Annotated in this window: 17 protein-coding genes; 6 read left to right on the forward strand and 11 right to left on the reverse strand. The window is 72.4% G+C overall.

Features of this window, described 5'->3' with window-relative positions; all coding sequences use genetic code 11:
• Window positions 1-144: 144 nt before the first annotated feature.
• Window positions 145-2,379, forward strand: a complete 2,235-nt coding sequence (locus ABZ449_RS12700) for a hypothetical protein (RefSeq protein WP_360344638.1) — start codon at window positions 145-147, stop codon at window positions 2,377-2,379.
• 218 nt (window positions 2,380-2,597) lie between these two features.
• On the opposite strand, the gene ABZ449_RS12705 is transcribed toward ABZ449_RS12700, so the two are convergent.
• Window positions 2,598-3,563, reverse strand: coding sequence for a helix-turn-helix domain-containing protein (locus tag ABZ449_RS12705; protein WP_360344641.1), 966 nt, complete (start codon window positions 3,561-3,563; stop codon window positions 2,598-2,600).
• A gap of 103 nt (window positions 3,564-3,666) precedes the next feature.
• On the opposite strand from ABZ449_RS12705, the gene ABZ449_RS12710 reads away from it, so the two are divergent.
• From ABZ449_RS12710 to ABZ449_RS12725, 4 genes are all read left to right on the forward strand, one after another.
• On the forward strand, window positions 3,667-4,956 hold the full coding sequence (locus ABZ449_RS12710) for an alpha/beta hydrolase (RefSeq protein ID WP_360344644.1): 1,290 nt from the start codon (window positions 3,667-3,669) through the stop codon (window positions 4,954-4,956).
• A 416-nt stretch (window positions 4,957-5,372) separates the two neighbouring features.
• Entirely contained in the window at window positions 5,373-5,897 is a 525-nt protein-coding gene (locus ABZ449_RS12715) for a SigE family RNA polymerase sigma factor (RefSeq protein WP_360344647.1), read from the forward strand.
• Window positions 5,884-6,717 (forward strand): hypothetical protein, encoded by an 834-nt coding sequence (locus tag ABZ449_RS12720; RefSeq protein ID WP_360344650.1) that lies wholly within the window; start codon window positions 5,884-5,886, stop codon window positions 6,715-6,717. The genes ABZ449_RS12715 and ABZ449_RS12720 overlap by 14 nt, the downstream gene beginning before the upstream one ends.
• A gap of 88 nt (window positions 6,718-6,805) precedes the next feature.
• The gene (locus ABZ449_RS12725) at window positions 6,806-7,564 is read left to right on the forward strand and encodes a L,D-transpeptidase family protein (protein WP_360344653.1); all 759 of its coding nucleotides are present in this window, start codon (window positions 6,806-6,808) and stop codon (window positions 7,562-7,564) included.
• Between the two features lie 68 nt (window positions 7,565-7,632).
• Here the strand turns inward: ABZ449_RS12725 and ABZ449_RS12730 are convergent, their stop codons facing one another.
• The 10 genes from ABZ449_RS12730 to ABZ449_RS12775 all read right to left on the reverse strand — a co-directional run bounded on the left by ABZ449_RS12730 (window position 7,633) and on the right by ABZ449_RS12775 (window position 19,955).
• Window positions 7,633-8,799: a serine hydrolase domain-containing protein gene (locus tag ABZ449_RS12730; protein ID WP_360344656.1), complete on the reverse strand. Its 1,167-nt coding sequence runs from the start codon at window positions 8,797-8,799 to the stop codon at window positions 7,633-7,635.
• A gap of 449 nt (window positions 8,800-9,248) precedes the next feature.
• The gene (locus tag ABZ449_RS12735) at window positions 9,249-10,394 is read right to left on the reverse strand and encodes an acyl-CoA dehydrogenase family protein (protein WP_360344659.1); all 1,146 of its coding nucleotides are present in this window, start codon (window positions 10,392-10,394) and stop codon (window positions 9,249-9,251) included.
• Window positions 10,322-11,956 carry an amino acid adenylation domain-containing protein gene (locus ABZ449_RS12740; RefSeq protein WP_360344662.1) on the reverse strand — a complete coding sequence of 545 codons (1,635 nt, stop codon included), beginning with the start codon at window positions 11,954-11,956 and terminating at the stop codon, window positions 10,322-10,324. Before ABZ449_RS12740 ends, ABZ449_RS12735 begins: the two co-directional genes overlap by 73 nt.
• On the reverse strand, window positions 11,946-12,209 hold the full coding sequence (locus ABZ449_RS12745; protein WP_360344665.1) for an acyl carrier protein: 264 nt from the start codon (window positions 12,207-12,209) through the stop codon (window positions 11,946-11,948). The genes ABZ449_RS12740 and ABZ449_RS12745 overlap by 11 nt, the downstream gene beginning before the upstream one ends.
• 115 nt (window positions 12,210-12,324) lie before the next feature.
• The gene (locus tag ABZ449_RS12750) at window positions 12,325-13,413 is read right to left on the reverse strand and encodes a 3-oxoacyl-[acyl-carrier-protein] synthase III C-terminal domain-containing protein (protein ID WP_360344668.1); all 1,089 of its coding nucleotides are present in this window, start codon (window positions 13,411-13,413) and stop codon (window positions 12,325-12,327) included.
• Between the two features lie 1,274 nt (window positions 13,414-14,687).
• Window positions 14,688-15,887 carry a cytochrome P450 gene (locus tag ABZ449_RS12755; RefSeq protein WP_360344671.1) on the reverse strand — a complete coding sequence of 400 codons (1,200 nt, stop codon included), beginning with the start codon at window positions 15,885-15,887 and terminating at the stop codon, window positions 14,688-14,690.
• Window positions 15,884-16,711: a tRNA-dependent cyclodipeptide synthase gene (locus ABZ449_RS12760; protein ID WP_360344674.1), complete on the reverse strand. Its 828-nt coding sequence runs from the start codon at window positions 16,709-16,711 to the stop codon at window positions 15,884-15,886. The genes ABZ449_RS12755 and ABZ449_RS12760 overlap by 4 nt, the downstream gene beginning before the upstream one ends.
• Window positions 16,612-17,361: a TylF/MycF family methyltransferase gene (locus tag ABZ449_RS12765; RefSeq protein WP_360344677.1), complete on the reverse strand. Its 750-nt coding sequence runs from the start codon at window positions 17,359-17,361 to the stop codon at window positions 16,612-16,614. Before ABZ449_RS12765 ends, ABZ449_RS12760 begins: the two co-directional genes overlap by 100 nt.
• Before the next feature lie 123 nt (window positions 17,362-17,484).
• On the reverse strand, window positions 17,485-18,729 hold the full coding sequence (locus tag ABZ449_RS12770; RefSeq protein ID WP_360344680.1) for a hypothetical protein: 1,245 nt from the start codon (window positions 18,727-18,729) through the stop codon (window positions 17,485-17,487).
• Window positions 18,726-19,955 (reverse strand): nucleotide disphospho-sugar-binding domain-containing protein, encoded by a 1,230-nt coding sequence (locus tag ABZ449_RS12775; protein ID WP_360344683.1) that lies wholly within the window; start codon window positions 19,953-19,955, stop codon window positions 18,726-18,728. Before ABZ449_RS12775 ends, ABZ449_RS12770 begins: the two co-directional genes overlap by 4 nt.
• A 302-nt stretch (window positions 19,956-20,257) precedes the next feature.
• Between ABZ449_RS12775 and ABZ449_RS12780 the strand changes: the two genes are divergently transcribed.
• Window positions 20,258-21,382, forward strand: coding sequence for a class I SAM-dependent methyltransferase (locus ABZ449_RS12780; RefSeq protein WP_360344686.1), 1,125 nt, complete (start codon window positions 20,258-20,260; stop codon window positions 21,380-21,382).
• The last annotated feature ends 233 nt before the right edge of the window (window positions 21,383-21,615 follow it).

Raw genomic sequence — 21,615 nt, forward strand, 5'->3', positions numbered from 1 at the left:
CGGACTAATCATCCTGAACCCGCCCGGAGGGCAACCCCTCACCCTCCCGTACCCTCGAGCACTTCCAGGAGCCCGACCTTGAGCGACCGCATACCATCCGTCACGAACGCGGTGCGGCCGATACCCGGAGCCCGGGCCCGGCGCATGCCCGGTCGTGCCGTCCTCGGGGCCCTCGCCACCACGACGCTCGTGCTCGCGGCGTCCGTGCCGCTCGCCGTGCAGGCCGCCGCGGCACCCTCGGCGAAGGCCGGCCAGAGCGGCGCCCAGCGGCCGATCGGCCCGGCCCCGACGGTGGACCTGCTGGCGCACGGCAACCTCACCATGGCGTCCAACTCGGTGCTGACCTGCGACGACAGCGACGGCTCGGTCTGCAACGACACCGAGGGCACCAACAACAACCGCACCAAGTACGTGAAGACCGACCCGAACGCGCCCGGCAACAACGCCTCCTCCGCGCAGCTGGCGATCCCGGCCGGGGCCCAGGTGCTGTCGGCCCGTCTGTACTGGCAGTTCAACCCGACCAACACCAGCAACGCGGGCGGCACCTCAGGGGACATCAACACCGGCAACACGGTGTCCTGGAAGGTCCCGGGCGGCTCCTCCTACGAGCAGCTCACCGCCGACACCTACGACTGGTTCGACCAGCAGGTCGGCGGCACCCCGCCGGAGCCGCTGCTCGCCGGGGCGGGCGTGAAGGACGTCACCGCCCAGGTGAAGGCCGCAGGCCCCGGCAACTACACCGTCGCGAACATCCAGGCGTGCGCCGGACGTTCCTCCGCGCAGAACCACGGCGGCAACAACGTGGGCTGCTGGGGCGGCTGGTCGCTGGTGGTGGCCTACGAGAACCAGGCGGAGCCGCTGCGCTACCTCCAGGTCTGGGACGGCTTCCAACTGCTGCGCCACCCCGACAACCTGGCGACGCTCACCCTCTCCGGCATCCACACGCCCGCCACGGCCCCGCGGGCCACCATGGGGGTCACCGTCGGCGACGGCGACGCGCCGATCCAGGGCGACCAGCTGCTGGTCGGTTCCTCGACCGACAACCTGACGCTGCTGTCGATGCCCGGCCCCGCCGGCGTCGCCACCGACAACGCCTTCACCGGCCGGATCGACCACGTCGCGGCGAACGGGACGGGCACCAACATCACGACCCGCGACCCCGCGCCGGTCAACAACTACGGCTACGACGCCCGGATGATCGACGTCACCGGCAAGATCCCCGCCGGCAGCACCCAGGCCGTGCTCCAGATCAACGGCGCGGGCGACGCACTGCACCCGCAGGCGGCCTGGCTCGCCGTCGACGCCCTCGAACCGGATCTGCAGATCACCAAGGCCAACAAGCCCGCCGGCTCCACCACGAACAACCCGCCCGGCACCGTCGACCCCGGCGCCGAGATCACCTACACCTTCACCGTCGCCAACCGGCACAAGGACGGCAGCACCGCCGACCTCGACACCGCCACCGGCGTCACCCTGACCGACGTACTGCCCGCCGGCACCAGCTACGTCGACGGCTCCGGCCCCGGCTGCACCGCCGCCGGACGCAACGTCACCTGCACCGCCACCGACCTCGCGCCGGGCGCCGAGACCACCGTCTCCTTCCGTGCCAAGGTCGACGCCGGCCTCGCACCGGGCACCAAGCTCGACAACACCTCCTCGCTCGCCTACCGCGGCACCCAGACCGGCCGCGAGCAGCAGCGCACCAGCAACACCGTGCGCAACACCGTCGCCGAGCACGCCGGCTACCGGGTCGCCAAGACCGCCGACAGGGCCCAGGCCCTGCCCGGTGACACCGTGACCTACCAGGTGGACGTCACCAACACCGGGAACACGCCGATCACCGCACTGAACGTCACCGACGACCTGAGCGCCGTCCTCGACGACGCCACGTACAACGGCGACGCCAAGGCCACCCTCGGCAAGGTGTCCTACACCCAGCCCGTGCTCACCTGGACCGGCGACCTGCCCGTCGGCGGCACCGCCCGGATCACGTACACCGCGAAGGTGACCGACCCGGCCACCGGGGACCACACCCTGCGCAACACCGTGGTCGCCGACCGGCCCGGCGGCAACTGCCCGCCCGGCTCGACAGCGGGGGAGTGCACGGCCACCGTGACGGTGACCACCTCCTCGCCCTCCCCGACGGCCTCTCCGACCACGTCGCCCTCCGGTGCGCCGACGTCCTCGCCCTCGTCGAACCCGACCGACGGCAACAGCGCCGCCCCCGCGCCCACCGGCAAGCCGGAGCAGCCGGGCGGTAGCGGCGGCCTCGCCGCGACGGGCACCCAGGTCGCGCTGATCGGCGGCATCGGCGCCGCCGTCCTCCTCGGCGGTGCGGCCCTCGTCCTCGCCTCCCGCCGCCGGCAGCACCGGCACTGACACCCCGTCCCGACCCTGATCCGAGGGCGGCCGCCGAACCCCTCGGCGGCCGCCCTCGCGACGCGTCCGGCAGCCCCGCCGACCATCCCGGTACGTCGGCGTCGTTCTCCTCGCCCCGGGTGCGCACCTGCGCACCCGGCGTTCGGCGGAGGGTGCGGCGCCTACCGGGCGGCGGGCTTCCGGGCCGCCGTACGGTAGAAGTTGAGCGAGACCGGGCCCTAGCACCGGGCATCCCGCCGAAGCAACAGACTGCCGAGCGTGGTGCGCCGGTGCAGGACCGCCTTGCCGGCACGCGAAGAGGAGATCAGGCCGGCGCCTCGAAGCGCCGCGGTGTGGGCCGAGACCGTGGCGGCGCTGACGCCGAGCCGCCGGGCGAGCTCGGTCGTGGTGCGTTCCTCGGCCACCAGGTGCAGCAGCTCGACGCGAGTGCTGCCGATCACCCTGACCAGCGCCTCCGGACCGGCGGAGCCATCGGGCTGCGGCAGGAAGCCGGCACCCGCCGGGTACGTGACGGCAACCGGACGGTCGGGGACGTCGGACAGCAGCGGCCCGCCGGTCCAGTGGAAGCTGGGCAGGAGAATCAGCCCGCGCCCGCCGAGGTGGACCTCCCGCGGCCTGCCCGGGAGCTCCCAGACGCCTCCGTGCAGCCGGGCACCCGGCAGCAGCCCGGCCAGCACCGAGCCGACGCCGGTTTCGGCGAGCTGCACGGCCCGACGCACGAACTCGCCGTGGTGCAGGTCCTGCACCTGCGCCCAGACCGGGCCGAGCAGCACCTCGAACGCCGCACGCTGCGCACGAAGGACCAAGCGCCATGCCTCGGGGGCACCCCGGTGCAGGTCGTGGATCCACGCCGGGGCGGGCGTGCGCGCGGGGGCGTAGACCCGTTCCAGTTCGGCCCCGACCAACTCGGCCGGGGCCGAGCGGACCTGCTCCAGGGCCTCCGGGAGGGAGTCCGCCAGCACGTCCAGAAAAATCGGCGCCCGCCCGGCCGGAACGAGGTCCGCGAGCGGGAGGGTCGCCTTCGGCAGAGCGCGCAACGCCCTGCGCCGCCATGAGCCGTGGAGGAGCTCGCCGTCCCGGCGGCACATCATCGCCAGTGCCACGTTGAGCTCCTGGAGCGGCGCCGGCCGAGGCGCGAGGCCGACCCGGGCGAAGTCGTCCGGCGTGAAGTGGATCCGGAGCACGGCTCCCCCTGGGTGTGGGCCCCGACGGTGTTCCGGGCGCCATCCTTGAGCCCTCAACCTAAACGATCGCCGGCGCCGAGCGGCGCGGGCCAGCATGCACGGCATGACTCACACCTCCTCGATCAGCCGACGCACCGTCACCGGCTCGGCGCTGCTGGGCACCGCCGCCTTGTTGCTCGGCGCCGGTGGCCGCGCCCACGCCGAGCCCCGTGCCGGCGCCGCCCCCCGTACGGGCACCGAGCCCCGTGCCGGTGCCGACCCCCGTGCCCGCGCCGCCGCGTTCCCGGCCCCGGGTGACCTCGTGCCCACCCTGCCCGCGCCCACCGGCCGTCACCGGGTGGGGTGTCAGCCGCTGTACCTCGTCGACGACTCCCGGCGCGACCCGTGGGACCCGGCGATCCCCGTGCGGGAACTCATGCTGACGGTCTTCTACCCGGCCCGCGACGTCACCGGCCTCGCCCCCGCTCCGCAGATGCCGCCGCAGACCGCGACCTGGTTCGGACTGATCACCCCGCACACGCCGCTCCACCTGCCCGCCGCGGGCGTGAACTGGGGCGCCACCCGGTCCCACGCGTTCGAGGGCGCGTCGCCGCTGCCGGGCCGATGGCCGGTGCTGGTGCACAGCCCGGGCGGCGGCGATCCGCGGGGCCTGGCGACGTCCCTGGCCGAGGACCTGGCCAGTCACGGCGCCGTCGTCCTCACGGTCGACCACCCCGGCGACGCCGCGGCGGTCGAGTTCCCGGACGCCCGGCCGTACCGGACGGACACCGTGCGGACGACGGTCTTCCGCGGCGACCCGCGGGACCAGCCGGCCGTGGCCCGCACGATGATCGACGCGCGGATCGCCGACCTCCACTGGGTCCTCGACCGGCTCGGGAGGGCGGCCGACCTGCCGCTGCCGCGCGGCCTCGCCGCGACGCTCGACCTGCGCCGCCTCGGCGTGTACGGGCACTCCGCGGGCGGCAGCGCCGTGACCGAGGTGATGTACGAGGACCGGCGGGTGCGTGCCGGGATCAACCTGGAGGGCCACCTGGACTACCCGCCCTCCGCACCGGGCGCCGCCGCCGAACCGTTCCCGGTCGCGAAACACGGGGTCGACCGGCCGCTGCTCCTGCTCGGCAGCGAGGGGTTCGACCGGCGAGAGGAACTGGACCGCTCCTGGTCGGCCGTCGCCGCGCACTCGGATCGGTGGGTCCACAGCGCGCGCGTCGCCGACGCCGACCACTGGACCTTCACCGACTACGCCGCGATGCTCCCCCAGCTCCAGGCGGCCGGGCTGATGACGGCGGCGGAGCGGAAGGAACTGATCGGCACCGTCGACCCGACCGCATCGGTCCCCGAGGTCCGCCACACGGTCCGCAGGTTCTTCGCACGACACCTGGCCGGCCACTGATCCGAAGGCAACAGCCGGAACAGCTGCGCGCGGCGGCGGCCGCCGAGTCCAGCGCACATCAGCGCGCCCAGGACGACCACCGCGGCGAAGCACACCGCGCCCGCCAGGCGCACCGCGAACAGGGTGTCGCCGAACAGGGTGATGCCGGTGCGGAGCAGCAGGGGCAGGAGGGGCGGTCGGTCGACGTAGCCCCATGCGGGGTGCCGAAGGCCCAGGAGACGGAATGTACAGCCCGTCGGCGTGGTACCCGTAGCGGCCGGCAGGTCCGTCGACCCGCGGAAAATTCCTCCGCCCGGCAGGCAACCGGTCGCGTCACCCATCGCGTTCAGCAGCCGTGAGAATGACACGACGGACGCGGCCGACCAGGCCGCCACGACTGACGGGAACGGCACGGACACCATGGCGGGGACAGCACGATGAGGGACGCGACACCGGGCTTCGAGGAGTTCGTCTCCGCCTGCGGCCCGAAAATGCTGCGCGTGGCCTGGCTGCTGACCGGCGACCGGCACCAGGCCGAGGACCTGCTGCAGACCGCGCTCGCCAAGGTCTGGCCCAAGTGGGAGCGGATCTGCCTCGACCGGCCCGAGGCGTACCTGCGCAAGGTCCTGGTCAACTGCCACGTCTCCTGGTGGCGCCGCCGCTGGACCGGGGAACTGCCGCACGGCGAACTGCCGGACCGGCCGTCGACGGGCGCGGACCCGTACGAGGACGTGGTGCTCGGGCAGGTCGTCGCCCAGGCCGTCCGGGCGCTGCCGCCGCGTCAGCGGGCCGTGGTCGTGCTGCGCTTCTTCGAGGACCTCGGCGTGGAGGAGACCGCCGAGGTGCTGCGCTGCTCCACCGGCACGGTCAAGAGCCAGACGCACCACGCGCTGGCCGCACTGCGCGGCCGGCTGCCGGCCCGGGAACTGCTGCTGGACGGAGGACCCCGTGACCGGACGTGACCTGCCGGATCCGGACGCCCACGGGCGGGTCGGCGGCGAGGAGGAACACGAGCTGCGGCACCTGCTCCAGCGGGCCGTACCGGACCTGGCCGCCCCCGAGGACCGCATGGAACGGATCCGCGCCCGTGCCGCCCGCACCCGGTCCCGGCGGCGGGCCGCCACGATCGGTTCCGCACTGACCGGCGGACTGGTCGCCGCGGCACTCCTGGCCGCACCCGCCGTCGCACCGGCCCCGGAACGAGGGGCGACCGCAGCGCCGGCGGGTACGCCCTCCGCCGTGTCCTCGGTCCCGCCCGCACCGACGGGGAGGCCGCCCGGCGACGTCGTACCCCCGGGGACGGGCACCCGCTTCCCGGCCCTCCCGGACCTGGTCGTCGAGGTGCCCGACGGCTGGCACTCCCGCGACGGCATCACCGGCGACCCCCGGGACGGCATCGGATTCCTCGCCACCGAGCCCCTCGACTCGCGGCAGTCCTGCCCGCCGGAGATCGGCGTCTGCATCCCCATCGGACCGCTCGCCGCCGACGGCGCCTTCCTCGGCCTCCAACTCGTCGACGACCAGAGCCGGATCCAGCAGGCCCCCGGCGGCCCGGCCACCCTCACCGACGAGCCGCCCGAGCCGTTCTGCAGGACACAGGGCGGCACCCGCACGATCATCGGGCGCCGCGTCATCAGCCGGGACGGCGTACCAGCGCTGATCGAGGTGACCGCGTGCCTGCGCCAGCCGTCCGACCGCACGGTGCAGCAGGTACGGGACGTGCTCGACTCGATCCGGACGACCGGGAACGGCAGCCCGCCGGCGAAGGCCCCCCGCGGCTGACCCGGCCCCTGTCCCCTGACGGTCTTCTTCCCGAGCCCGTTTTCCCCGAGCCCCTTCCTCGAGCTCCTTTCCCGAAGGCTGAACCGCCATGTCCCTACCCCGTCGCGCCCTCGCCGGGCTGGCGCTGCTCCTCGTGAGCTGCGCGCCCAACCCCTCCGCAGCGCCCGCTTCGCCGGCCGCGTCCGTCCCCGACGCCCCCGTGCCCGTACCGTCGGCACCTCCCGTGGCCCCGGCCGCCCGGCCCGCACCGCCCGAGCTGCCGAGCCGACTCCCCGGGGTCGGGCCCCGCCTGCTGGCAGCCGTACCCGCCGGGACCAGGCAGGCGCTGGTCGTCACCGGTGACGGCCCCGACGCCTCGACCGGCCGTGCCGTCCTCTACCGCGACGACGGCACGGGCTGGCTCGCCGGCCCGACCTGGCCCACCCGCAACGCCCGGGACGGCTGGAGCCCGGACCACCGCGAGGGCGACCTGCGCTCGCCGATCGGCGTGTTCGCCCTCGGCGACGCCGGCGGACGCCTGCCCGACCCGGGCACCCGGCTCCGCTACGACCGTTCCGACGCCTTCACCGTCTCCGGCAGCGGCTTCGCGGGCGAACCGCTCGCCGGGGCCTTCGACTACGTCGTGGCCATCGACTACAACCGCGTACCCGGCACCTCCCCGCTCGACCGGCGCCGCCCGCGCGGCGGGGCGTACGGCGGAGGCATCTGGCTGCACATCGACCACGGCGGCCCCACCCACGGCTGCATCGGACTGTCCCCCGACCACATGCGCGACCTGCTCCGCACGCTCGACCCCGCGCTGCGGCCCGTGGTCGTGATGGGCGACGCCCGGGCCCTGGCCGGCTGAGGGACCGGGCGCCCGCCGCGCACCGTCGGCTTCGGCGTCGGCTTCGGCGCCGGCGTCCGTCCGGTCGCTCAGCCGCGGCCGGCGCAGGTGCCGGCCTGGACGAGGTCCTGCCAGGCCTTCGTGGTGGCCGGAAGGTCGGAGAGGTCGTAGAGGTTCACCGACATGGAGAACTGGCGCGTCCCGTCCGCGGAGCCGTACATGCCGGTGTTGTAGCCGGGGATGCCGCCGGTCAGACCCCAGAACAGCCCGCAGGGCGTGTCGTAGCGCTGGAGGCCGAGGCCGTAGTCCTTGCCGTCGCCCATGCCGGTGGTCCGCTGCATCTCGGTGAGTTCGGCCGGGCGCAGCAGCGTGCCGTCCAGCAGGGCGGCGACGAACCGGTTGAGGTCGGCGGTGGTCGAGATGCCGGCGCCGGCGGGGCCGGCCCAGGAGGGGTTCTCCAGGGTGACGTCGACCGGTCCGGTCGGCAGTTGGAGGTAGCCGTGGGCGTGCGGGCCCGGGATGAACGGGGAGCTGACGGGCATGGAGGTTCCGGTCAGTCCGAGCGGGCGGACGATCCTGCGTTCGACCTCCTTGTCCCAGGTGCGCCCGGTCACCTTCTCGATGATCATTCCGGCCAGGACGTAGTTGGTGTTGGAGTAGTTCCAGGCGGTGCCGGGCGCGGCGGGGGAGGGGAGCCGGTTGGCGATGTCGACCAGGTCCTGGGCCCGGTAGTCCTTCCACCGGCCGCGCTCCGCCCAGGCCGGACCCGTGAAGTCGAACGCCTGGTCCCCGGTGTGGTTGGGCAGGCCGCTGGTGTGGTCGAGCAACTGGCGCACCGTGATGGCGGCGCCGTTGGGCACCTCGCCGGGCAGGAAGCGCTCGATCGGGTCGTCCAGGCCCAGCCGGTGCTCGGCCACGAGCTGGAGGACCACCGTGGACACGAAGGCCTTGGTGACGCTGCCGATGCGGAAGCGGCCGTTCGCGTCGACCGGTGCGCCGGTGACGACGTCGGAGGTGCCGGCCGCGCCCTTCCAGGCCGGGCGGGAGCCCTCGCGGACGGCGCCCAGCGCGGCGGCGGCGCCGCCCTGCCGCACCAGCGCGGCCACGGCGGCGTCCAGGGCGCCGCGGTCCGGGCGGGAGGCCGCGGCGGCCGGGCCGTCCTGCGTCGCCGTCGCCGTCGCCGTCGTCGCCGCCTGTGCCGTGGCCGTCGTCGCTGTGGCGGTGGCCAGGAGGCCCGCCCCCACGAGCGCCGCCACGGCCAGCCGGAGGGGGCGGCGCGTTCCCGCCGTGCCGCGAGCCGCCCGGTCCGAATGGCTTGCCCGGTCTGCCCGGTCCGATTGGTTCGATCGTGTGCCGCTGTTGCCCGTCATCTGCCCCGCCCTGTGTCGAACGGGCGGCGCCCGGTCGGCGTCCGCCCCACTGCGTGACAGCCTGTCAGCCGGTCCCGAGGCCGGTCCTCCGCCGCAGGTACCGTCGGCAGCCTCCTCCCGGCGCGGCGTCTCCCCCTGGACGGGTAGGCCTCAGGTAGTGGGGGATGGGGCGCACGCACCGCGAGTGCGGCCCCCGGCCTGCTCGCGGATGGCGCGGACGGCGACGGTGAACGAGAGGGCGGTGGTTCGTGACGCGGTGGGCCGGATGGAGTCGACCGTCCTCGTCGATTCCACCCGGCCCACCGCGCCGTCACGGCCCGGTCGTCGGACGGGCCTCAGAGGCCCAGTTCGCGAGCGATGATGTTGTGCTGGATGTCGGACGTCCCCGAGTAGAGCAACGACCCGACGGCGTCCCTGAGCTGCCATGACTCGGGGTTGGCGGACAGGTAGCCCTTCGCCCCCTGGAGACGCACGGCGTCGAGCGAGGACTGGACGTACGCCTCGGAGACGTACAGCTTGGCGACGGCCGCCTCCAGGGTGGCGTCCTTGCCCTCGTCCTTGAGCACGCCGATCCGCTGGACGAGTGCGCGTGCGGCGTCGAGCCGGACCTTCATCTCGGCGATGCGGTGGGAGACGGCCTGGAACTTCCCGATCGGCTCGCCGAACTGCTGCCGCCGGCGGGCGTGTCGGACGGCCTTCTCCACCTGGCGGCGCATCACGCCCAGGCATGCCGCCAGGATGGAGCCGCGCTCGTACTCCATGGCGCTCTCGAAGACCCAGCTTCCGCGACCGGGCCGCCCCAGCACGGCGCTGTCGGGCACCCAGCACTGCTTCAGGTCCACACGGCCCATCGCCGCGGTGCGCAGCCCCATCTTGTCGAAGGCGGGGCTGCGTTCCAGGCCCGGGGTGTCGGCGTCCACGAGGAAGGCGGTGATCCCGAGCGGTCCGGCCTCTTCGTCGAGGGTGGCGTAGATGACGAGGACGTCGGCCACCGGGGCACTGGTGATGTACGTCTTGGTGCCGTCGAGGAAGTAACCGCCGCCGTCGGCGGGTCGCGCGGTCGTCTTCATCGCGTAGACGTCCGAGCCCGCCTCCGGCTCGGTCGAGGCGTTGGCCCCGATCAGCGTTCCGTCGGCCAGCCCGGGCAGGTAGCGTTCCCGCTGCTCCTGGGTGCCGTACAGCACCAGCGGGACCATGGTGGTCCAGAGGTGGGCGTTGAGCGAGAACAGCAGGCCCTGGTCGTCGCTCCCGTAGCCGAGTCCCTCCATGACCGCGATCAGGTCGCTGAGCCGGGGCATCGACTCGCCCTCGTCCGGGATCGCCATCTTCAGCAGACCGAATTCGGCGCACAGCTTCCAGGCGGCCCGGTCGAAGACCCCGTCCTGGTTGCGGCCGGGGATGTCGTCGTTCAGATTCTGGCGGGCGAAGTCCGCAGCACGTTCGAAGAGTTCCCGCTGTCGATCGTCGGTTCCGCTTGGCACAGGCCCTCCAGATGACGGTAGTCGGTCTTTCCCGTGGACGTGCGGGGCAGCTCCTCCAGGGCCTGGAACCGGTCGGGGAGCATGTACCGGGGCAGGTGCCCCTGGCAGTAGCGCTTCAGGTCCGGTGCCGACGGCGCCCCGGTGGGAGCGACGATGAACGCGGTGATGACGCACTGGCCGTCGCTCTCGGTGCTGACCACGGCCGCGTCGCTCAGGTCCGGGTGGGCCGCCAGGGCCTTCTCGATCTCGTCCAGCTCGATCCGGTAGCCGTGGCGCTTGACCATCCGGTCGCGCCGACCCCGGAAGACGAAGACGCCCCCCTCCCGCCGGACGACGTCGCCGGTGTCGTACCAGAGGCGCCCGTCGGCGGTGGTGAAGTGCGACGCCGCCTGCACCGGCCGTCCGTCGCGCCAGTACCCCGGGAAGACCGAGGGGCCGGCGATCGCGAGGAACCCCTCCTCCCCGTCGACGGGGTTGTGGTCCTCGTCGACGAGCAGCGCGTCGCAGTGGGAGCACGGCGCACCGATGGGGTACTGGTCGTGGCGGTCGTCGGGGACCTCGTCGGGGATGGGGTGGTAGGTGCAGACGTTGGTCTCGGTGGGCCCGTAGAGGTTGAAGTAGTCGGGGCCCGGCCAGGTCTGCTTGATGCGGCGCAGTTTCGCCGGGGGGAAGGGCTCGCCCGCGAAGAGGACGAGCCGGAGGTCCGCGGGGCCCGGCGGGGCGGGTTCCATCGCACCGATCGCGCCGAGGATGGCCGGGGCCGAGTACCAGATGGTGATCCTGCGCGACGAGACGAATCTCGCGAGGTGGCGCGGGCTGGCCGCGAGGTCGGTGTCGATGAGGTGGACGCCGGCACCGTTGCGCAGCGCGGCGTAGACGTCGAAGACGGACAGGTCGAAGTGGAACGGCGCGTGGCCGGACAGCCGGTCGGCTTCGGTGACGGCGAAGGCGGCCGAGGCCCATTCGACGAAGCTGACGGCGTTGCGGTGGGTGATGGCCACGCCCTTGGGGGTTCCGGTGGAGCCGGATGTGTAGAGCAGGTAGGCCAGTCGGTCGGGATCGGGCTCGACCCGCGGGGCGTCCTTCTCGTCCGCCGCGAGGACATCGGCCCACACCGCGTGGGGTGTGTCGGACGGTTCCTGTGCGCCGGGGGCCAGCAGGACCGGCGTCAGGTGCGGTTGGGCGGCCGTCCGGTCGAGGCGCAGAAGGGCGTCCGGTGTGGTGAAGGCGACACGGACCGCGCAGTCGGAGAGGATCTTGGCCGCGCGTTCGGCGGGGCCGTTCGCGTCGATGGGGACGTAGGCGGCGCCGGCGCGCAGCGTGCCGAGCATGACGGCGACCGTCTCGGGGGACTTGGGCAGCAGCAGGCCCACGCGGTCGCCCGGCCCCACGCCGTGGCGTGACAGGTACGCCGCGACCTTGGCGGACAGGCGGTGGAGCTCCCGGAAGGTGATGCCGCGTCCGTCGCTGCCGACGACGGCTTCGCCGTCCGGGAGGCGCTCGGCGGTGCGGTCGAGGTACTGGTCGAGGGAGTCCGGCGCTACGGTCGGATCAGCCTTCATTACCGGCGCCCCCGACGCGCACCTCGACGTACTCGACGATGTGGTTGACGGTCTTGAAGTACTCGCGCGGGTGGCTGACGCCGACCTCGATGTCGAAGGTGGTCTCCAGGAACGTGACCAGCTTCATGATGCCTATGGAGTCCAGGACGCCGCTCTCCACGAGTTCGAGGTCGTCGGGCAGCGCGCTCGGGTCGGTGTCCTTGATGATGTTCGCCAGGATGTAGGCGTGGATGCTGTCGCGGATGTCGCTCACAGTGGTCTCCGTGTGTTGGTGTGCTGACGCGATGGCGTGTCGGTGCGATGGCGTGTCGGGGTGTCCGTGGTGCCCGCACCGGGGACGGCGCGGAGGTCAGGGGAGCCGCAGCGGGTCAGAGGCGCGGCGCGTTGAAGACGGTGGCCGGCTCCGGCTCGGGCGCGAGGGTCGTGTCGGACCAGCGGAACACCGCGGCTCCGGCCTCCGCCTGGCCGCCGAAGGTGTAGAGGACGGTCAGGTCCCCCGGCTTGATGAGGCCCTGTGAGGCGGCGGTGAAGGCGTTGAACGGCATCAGGACCGGCCCGATGTTCGCGACCCGCGGGAACGTGTCGACGACCCTCTCTGAGGCGACCTTGAGTGCGCGCGCGGAGAAGTCGGCGTGCCAGGCGGTCGGGGTGTTCACGATGAAGGCGGCCACGTCGTCCCGGGTGGCGCCGGCTGCCTCAAGGGCGCCGTCGACGGTCTCCAGAAGAAACGGTTCTGCGGTGTAGCGCAAGACGTGCGCGATCGACGGGTCCACCCGGAGACGGATGCGCCGGCCGCCGGCCGTGGTGCCCGAACCGTCCTCGACCGTGTCCATCATCCAGGTGCCGCAGGTCTCGCTGGTGTTGAGCGTCTTGGCGCCCAGGAGCCCGAAGCCCTCCTCGACCTCGCCCACGACGATCGCCCCCGCGGCGTCGCCGCACAGCCGGAGGGTGACGTCGTCGGCGTCGATGGCCCTCGCCAGCATCGAGGTGGCCACGACCAGGACGCGCTTCTTCAGCCCCGAGCGGACCAGCGCGCACGCGGTCAGCAGCGCGGAGAGGGATCCCGAGCAGGTGGCCTCGATATTGAAGGCGCCGCCTCCCGTTCCCAGTTCCTTCGCGAGGTAGCCGGCGTCACCGGATCCCACCCGGTCGGGGAACATGGAGACCGCGATGAGCCCGTCGATGTCGCCCGGTTCGAGCCCCGCCGCGGTCAGCGCGCGGGTGGCCGCCTGCGCGCCGAGCGACAGGGAGGTCTCGCCCTGGGCCGCGACGCGGCGTTCCACGCTCCCGAAGAAGGGGTCGTCGATGTAGGGCTGCATGGCCGCGTCGAAGTGGTTGCGGGGCGTGGGGCCCACGCTGTCCCCCGAGGGCGTGGTGGGCGGAAGCCCCCACCAGTCGTTCGTTCGCAGGCCTTGGGGCAGGTACGTCGCCAGGGACAGGATCCCGACGGATGTCATGACCGAACCTTTCGTTGGACGACAAGGAGCGGGTGCGGTGGTGCTGCCGGTGAGGGGAGCGTGCGGGGCACGAGGAATCCGACGGCCGGCGCCTGCCTGAACAGGACACCCCCGTGGCCGTGCCGCCACGGGCCTCGAACCACCTCCGGCGGATCGGCCGCATGGCTCGACCGGAATTCCGCAGCCGTCGGCGGGCGCGGGTGCACCCGCCGACGAATGTTTCAAGGGGGAGGACCGGACACCGGCGACCGGAATTGCAGACGGTACCCACGGGCGTCTCGCATGCAGGATGCGGACCCCGCGCCGTGCTTACCGAGGAACTGGTCGGTCCGACCGCCGCGGGAATTCGTTCCGACTTTCCCGCAGTGATCGGGCTCCGCTTTGAAGATCCTTGCAGAAAAGCTCCCCGCATTCAAGGCTCCCCGGTCGCTCACGAACGCAGGCGCCTTCCGGTGTGACTCCTGTGCTTGGATTGGAGATCGGTGCACTTATGAGGCCTCACGAAGGGGCGGAATGCCAGAAAATACCGGTCGCGCCGAAATCCCACTTTTCGGACGTTTCCCGTCGAACAGTCCGATGATCCACCGCCCGGCCTGCCAAAATAGGCCGATCAATGGCCGGAATCAAAACGCCCCGGAAGAACCGGAACCGGCACGGTCCGCTCCGATTGAAACCCGTGGAAAACGAGGTGCTGAAGTAACTCAGAACGACCAGAAGGATCCCCTGGGGCGCGCGGGCAGCGTCGGCCGGAATCTCGGGAATGCGCTCGTCCGGCAGCCCCGCCGCTCGGGGTAGCCCGTACACGGAGGCGATGGCGTGGTGGGCGGTCGCTTCGATCGTGGCGGACCAGGCCGACGGCCGGCCGCGATGCGTGCCAGCTCCACCACGTCGACGGTCTGGTCGAGATTGCGCTCGATGTGCTCCATGGCCTGGTTCAGCCGTTCCAGCGTGCCCGGCCTCCTTTCTCATCCCTCTTCACGACCACCGTGCCGACGCTGGTCGTGAAGCGCGTCTACCCAGCGCTGTGGTCGGTGCCGTCCCCGTCCGTATCGGGGGTTTCCCGTCCCAGGCCCCGGCGGATCGCGATCTCCACGGGCGAGTACGCGCCGTCGGCCCGCTCCGATTCGTACGGGGCGGGTTGGACGAGCGCCCCGCCCAGCGCGGCGGCGCCGGCCAGGAAACGACGCCGGGTCCGCCCGCTTCCCGCCGGCCGACCCTCTCGTGGGCGATGAACGGGACCCGCGCCGGTCACCGTTCAGCGGTTCGTCAGCGTCTCACCACGCGACCGGCAGGGCGAGCGGGCGGGTGAACAGGTTGTCTTCGTCCCAGGGGAGTTCGTCCGCGTTGATCGCGAGGATGAGGGTCGGGAACCGGGTGAAGAGTGTCTCGAAGGCGATCCGCAGGTGTGCTCGGGCCAGGGAGGCGCCCAGGCAGAAGTGGGGCCCGGCACCGAAGGTCCTGGATCCATCCGTACGGCGGTGGATGTCGAACCTGTGGGGGTTCCTGTAGTGGTCGGGGTCCCAGGTCGCCGCGATCATCGGCGTGACGACCGTCTCTCCCGCGCGGATCGGCACGCCGCGGATCTCGGTGTCCTCCAACGCGACCCGCGGATTGGACAGGTAGCCGTTGTGGTGCAGCCGCAGGAGCTCTTCCACGACCGCGGGCCACAGCCGCGGGTCGTCGCGGACGGCCCGCAGTTCGTCGGGGTGCCTGAGCAGGGTGACGATGCCGGTGGACAGCGAGGAGACCAGTGGCTCGACTCCGGTGACGAGCAGGTAGCTGACGGTGCCGTGCAGTTCGTCGGAGGTGATCTCGTCGGCCTGGTGGGCCGCGACCAGCGCCCCGATCGGTTCGGCCGGGTCGGGGTCGGACCACTTGTCCGCGATGATCTCGGCGGCCAGCGTGCCGATCCGCTCGGTGGCGGCCGAGACGTCCGCCCGGTCCGCGTTCTGGCTGGTCTGCTCGCGGAAGAAGCCGTGCAGTGCCTGGCGGCGGTCCGCCGCGATGCGCAGCAGGCCACAGCTGACGCGCAGGGCGAGGGGCGCGGTGTAGGCGTCGACCAGGTCCGTGGGGTTGCTTCCGGTGGCCATGGCGGCCAGCAGGTCGTCGGCGTGCGCCGCGATGTCGCCGGAACTCCGTTCGGCGGCCCCTCGGTTGAACAGGGGGTTGAGGATCTGCCGCACCCGGGTGTGCCGGGGCGGGTCGAGGTTGAAGATGCCCCCGGGTACGGAGTTGAAGTCCTCGCCGATCAGTCTCGGCGCGCCCGGGTAAACCAGGTTCCTGGAGAAGCGCGGGTCGGTGAGGACGTCGGTGATGTCGTCGTAGCGGGTCAGCAGCCACGTGGTGTGCCCGCTGGGCATGCGCAGCGGGCACACCGGTCGCTCCCGCCGCAGCGTGGCGTACAGCGGGGGTGGGGTCCCGTGCTCTCCTGCGGGCAGCGGCCATTGGAGGACCTCGGTATCCGGCAGGGTCACTGCTGGGCTCCACTTCTGTCGGCGTTCGGCGGCGCGGCCGGCTCGGCGGCCAGCGCGACGGTGGCGAAGCCGTGGCCCTGCGCCGGCGCCAGTGCGGGGACCTCGCCGTTCCACAGGGCGAGTTGCAGGGGCCAGGGGCGGTTGTAGAGCAGGACGGCGGTCCTGGTCCCCACGATGCCGGGCATGTCCAGGATCAGCGGGATCTCGGCGAGGACGTAGCCCAGGTTGAGCTCGGTCTGGGCCGGGGTCGGCTCTGTGCCGAGGACGGTCCTCAGGTAGCCGCGGGAGGTTTCCCGACACAGTTCCCGCAGCCGCCCGTCCGAGTGGAAGACGCCGTCGACCTCGGCGCGCAGCTCGCGGTAGCGCCTGCGGGTGATGAGCCGGGTCCAGCTGTTGACCCGGTCGTGCGGGTTCGGCCCGGAGGCGTCGAGGGCGCGCCGGGCTGTGGCGCGCATCCTGCGCACGACCCGGGTCGCGGTCTGCACCGCCTCCCGGGGTGCCCGTCCGCCGGCGATGAGGCCGAAGGCCGTCTCGTAGCCGGGCAGGACGGCTTCGACGTGCTGGAACCGGCCGGCGGCCCAGGCCAGCAGTGTCCCGACGGTCGAGGGCCGGTAGAAGCCGTTGAACGGGCTCAGCCCGAACACGGCGGCTTCACCGGTCTCGAGGATCTTCCGCGATTGCTCGTTGAGGGGGTGCACCGTGACGGCTTCCGCCGGGACCGCGGTCACAGGCTTCGCCGCCAGTACGCGCCGCAGACGTCGATCCGGTGGATCGGATCGTCGATCCGCTGTTCCTGCCGGAAGTCGTGCACCGCGGCCCGGCACGCCGGGATGACGTAGTCGTCGACGATCACGAACCCTCCGGTGGACAGCCTCGGGTACAGGTGGGTCAGGGCGTCCCGGGTGGACTCGTAGAGGTCACCGTCGAGGCGCAGCAGCGCCAGCTTCTCGACCGGCGCCTGGGGCAGGGAGTCCCGGAACCGGCCCGGGAGGAAGGCGACCTGCTCGTCCAGCAGCCCGTAGCGGCGGAAGTTCTCCGCGACCTCCTCCTGGGGCACGCCGAGGACCCCGTTGGCTTGGTGCAGGGCCAGTTCGCGGTCCAGGGGGTGCCCGCCGGCCCCCACGTCGGGGATGCCGGTGAAGGAATCGGCCACCCACACCCGGCGGTCGGTGACGCCGTGCGCCTTCAGGAACGCGCGCATGAAGATGCAGGCTCCGCCGCGCCAGACGCCGGTCTCGACGAGGTCGCCGTCGACGCCGTCCGCGAGGACCCGCTCCAGGCAGTCGTGCAGGTTGTCCAGCCGCTCCAGCCCGATCATCGTGTGCGCGGCGGCGGGCCAGTCCAGCCCTCCGTGCCGCTTCTCGGCCTGGTAGCCGGTCGGTCCGTCCGGGGTGAGCGCGCCGTCCTGGTAGATGACGTTGGTCAGGACCTTCTTCATGAGGTCCAGGTAGAGATGCCCGTCACTGTCGTCCACTGGTGTCTCCATGGCTGGTCGGTCTCGGTGTGGATCGCTTCGGAGATCCGGAGGTTCGGAGGTTCGGAGATCCGGAGGTTCGGAGGTTCGGAGATCCGGAGATCCGGATGAGCCGATGGGGCGTCACGCTGGGGCCGGGGAGCACCCGCGGTCGAGGAAGGCGGGCGCGCCTTCCTCGGCGTTGACGCCCTTCTCGATGAAGGCGAGGTTGTGGTAGACGGTCAGGGCCACGGCATGGCGGTCGGCGTAGGACGGCTGGGGCGCCGCCGCTGGTGTCACCCACTCCTGGTGGTGCAGGCCGTCGATGAGCCGCTTGAGCAGGCCGACCGAGGTCCCGGGCCCGGCGACGGTGCCGGCGGTGCCGCCGAAGCCGGGCCAGTAGGCGGTCTGCAGGTCCTCGACGACGTACAGCCCGCCCGGCCGCACGTGGGGGAACAGGGCGGTGAAGGAGGTTCGGACGTGGGCGTTGAGGTGGCTGCCGTCATCGATGACGATGTCGAACGGACCGAACCGGCGGCCGAGTTCGTCGAGGAGCGCCGGGTCGCCCTGGTCGCCGACGGCGGTGGCGATGCGCGGGCCCCGGACGCCGGGTTTGGGGACGACGTCGAGCCCGAGGACCAGCGCCGCCGGGAAGTAGCGCTGCCACATGCGCAGTGACGCACCGCCTTGGTCCGGCGCGTCGTAGCCGCCGATCCCGATCTCCAGCAGGCGGATCGGCGCGTCCCGGAATCGGGCGAAATGCCGTTCGTAGTGCTGGGTGTACCAGTGGAGGTCGGCCCACTTGTCCGAGCCGAACCGGGCGGAGAGCAGGCCGAGGTCGACCGGGTGCCGCTGGCAGGCGGCCACGACCGCCTGGACCGCGACCGCCAGTCTCTGACGCTCACCGACGATCGCGGTGAGTCGGCCCAGGTCCGGGCCGGGGGCGTTCAGCTCGGCGCAGGTGGTCACCCGTCGGCTGGTCTGGCGGTGGGTGCCGGGGCCGTAGAGGCTGCGAAGGAGGTCGACGGCGTCGTAGCCGATCCGCACCGGTGCGTCCTGCCACCCGTCCCGCTGCGAGGTCAGTCCGTCGCGGTCGACGGTGAGGAGGCGGCCGGCCCGGTCCCGGCCCGAGGTGATCTCGAAGGAGAGGTGGGCGGCGTGGTCCACCGGTGCGGGATCGCACCGCACCGCCAGTTCCTCCGCGACGACCGTCGCGACCCGGTCGAGCCCGAGGTCGTCGACGGCCCGCGCCAGCCGGCGTTCGTCCGCGGCCGCGCGCAGGAGCGGCGTGATCGTGGGCCAGTCGGCGCCGACGGCCGCCGTCGGGCGGGCGTCGCCGTTCAGTGGTGGGCTCGGCGCGCCGGCCGGTTCCGTGCCCGTGCGGGTCATGACGCGGCCTCGGACAGCCGTCGGACGACCTGCTCGGGGCCGGGCATCGCTCTGATCTCCTCGCGGACCTGCCGGCACGCCTCGCGGATCCGCGGGTCGGTCAGCGCGCGGCGGACTCCGTCGGCGAGTGCCCCACGATCGATGTCCCGGTCGGGGAACGCCATCCCGGTGCCGCGCTCGACCACCGCCTGCGCGTTCACCGGCTGGTCCGCCGTCTGCGGCAGGACGAGCTGCGGCACACCGTGGGCGAGTGCCGTGAAGGTGGTGCCCGACCCGCCGTGGTGGACGACGGCGGCGCAGCTCGGAAGCAGGGCGCTGAGCGGCACCCAGTCGACGGCACGGACGTTCGGCGGGAGCGGCCCCAGGCCGGACAGCTCCGGCTCGCCCGCCGTGAGGACGACCTCGGCCTCCTCGGCGGCCACCGCCTCGACCACGTCCCGCAGCATCGAGGTACAGCCGACGGCGGGGAGCACCGACCCCCAGGTCACGCAGATGCGCGGGCGCCGCGGCGGGACGCACAGCCAGTCGGGCAGCACGGCGCCGCCGTTGTACGGCACGTAGCGCATCGGCCATCCGGCCGAACTGCCCCGAGGGCGCAGGCTCTCGGGGCACAGGTCGACGGTGGCCACCGGAGGGGTGAGCGCGCCGGTGACCCCGTGGCGTGCGCAGACGTCCTCCATGGCGCTCAGCACCGTGGAGAAGGTCGGGTAGGGCAGCCCGATCCCGTGCATCACACAGGGGGTTCCGGCGGCCTCGGCGGCGAGCTGGCCGCCGGACAGGAAGGTCGTGAAGACGACGAGGTCCGCGCGCCACCGGCGGATCAGGTCGACGGTGCGGTCCACCAGTTGGCCTCCCACCCCACGGGCCAGGGCGACGGCGTCGTCGGGTGCGGCGCCCGGTGGGTCGTCGGGGGCAGGCCCCGGCGGTGCGTCGACCGTCGCCGGGCCCCGCGGGTTCGACGTACCGACGAACCGGCGCCACGCACCGGGGAGGTCGTACCGGTCGGGCCTGTTCTTCGCGATCCAGACGCCGAGCCGGTGGTAGGTGTCCGCGGCGTCGCCGTCGCAGACGTCCACGGCGGCCAGGCCCGAGCGCGCGGCCATCTCCAGGCTCGGCCCGGTCGTGGCCACCAGGACCGCGTGGCCGGCCTCCTGCGCGGCCCACAGGGTGGGGACCGCCGGCATGAGATGGCCGACCCCGGGCGCCGCCACGAACAAGACGCGCACAGACTGCTCCTAACCGGCTGAAGGCATCGATAATTGCCAATGCGACGAGATTTGTTGGGGATTGTCCAGCCCGGCCGGACCGATTTCAAGTACGCCGGGCCGGACCCGCCACTCCGAGGTCGATCGCGCCGAACGTTACACCAATTTCACCGGCTCGCACCGAAACCGCATTACGGCGGCTGCTTGACCGGAAACGACGGGCGCGAGAACGTGTCATGCGACGCCCATTCCAGCAGAGTATAAGAAACGGATTTCATGTGATGAGCGCATCTTTGAGCCCCGAGGCAGGCAGGAAGACCGATGTGGCCGCACTGGCCGAAGGCCTCAGGCTGGCCGGGGAGGACACCCGATCCCTGCACTCCGTCGTCCACTCATACGAACTGTCCGAAATTACAGCCGTATTGGTCGATGAAATTCTCTTCCGCTGCGATCCGCCCGGCAACGTCGAACCGGTCGTCATCGCCATGGACGTCACACGCGGCGAAGAACGACACGGCGTCTCCTTTCTGGTACAAGCCGGCCGATCGCTTTGCCTGAACGATACGAACGGCCCGGCCGCACTCCACATCGAATTCGACGTCATCGACCTGGTGCGAGAACTGTTCGGCCCCGCCGGCCCCACCGGGCCGGCAAGCCGGAGGACCGCCCTGCAATTCGTCCCGGAATCCGTTTCGGTGGAGGGCCTCCGCCCGCTCGGCCCGATCATGGCAGCGGCCAGCACGGTCCTCACCGGCTGCTCCTCCGACCACCCCGGGCTCGCCCGGCTGGCGGTGCGCCACGACTCGGACAAGTGGGGCGGTCTGCACTGGTTCGCCCCACTCTACGAACGCCACCTGCACCACCTGCGCACCCAGCCCGTCCGCGTGCTCGAAATCGGGATCGGCGGGTACGACAACCCGGCCTTCGGCGGCGGGTCCTTGAAGATGTGGAAGCACTACTTCCCGCGGGGCCTCGTGTTCGGCGTCGATCTGTTCGACAAGAGCGGTCTCGACCAGCAGCGCCTCCACACGCTGAAGGCGGACCAGGGCGACCCGGCCCAGTTGCTCGAAATCGCCGAGCGGCACGGCCCGTTCGACATCGTCATCGACGACGGGAGCCACATCAACGAGCACATCAGGACTTCGTTCCGGGCCCTGTTCCCCCACGTCCGCCCAGGAGGCCTGTACGTCATCGAGGACCTGTGGACGTCCTACGCCCCGGGCTACGGCGGGAACGAGGACCCCGAGGCCTGCGGCAGCACCACGCTCGGCCTCGTCAAGCAGCTCGTGGACGACCTCCACTACGAGGAACAGCCGACGAAGCCCGCCGACGGAGTCGGTGCGTCCCTGGCCGGCATGCACCTCTACCGCAACATCGCGTTCCTGGAGAAGGGGCGCAACGCCGAAGGCGGGATCCCGGACTGGATCCGCCACGCTTCCGGCTCCTGAGGCCCTTCCCGACGGCCGGGCCGTCAGCCCTGCCGGCGAACCGGATGCTCCGGGGAGTCGAGTCGGGCCGCCTGCCCCTGCGGTGTGACCGTCAGGCCGAAGCGCTCGTGTCCTGGACGTCCCGCGAGCCGACCGGTTCGCCCGGCCGGCCGTCAATCGCTCGACCTCCCGGACGGCGAGTGCGGCGGGCGCGGCCACGTGTTCCTCCTCGGCGCGCCGAAGTGCCGTGGACG

Source organism: Kitasatospora sp. NPDC005856, from assembly GCF_040629945.1.
Classification (GTDB): domain Bacteria; phylum Actinomycetota; class Actinomycetes; order Streptomycetales; family Streptomycetaceae; genus Kitasatospora.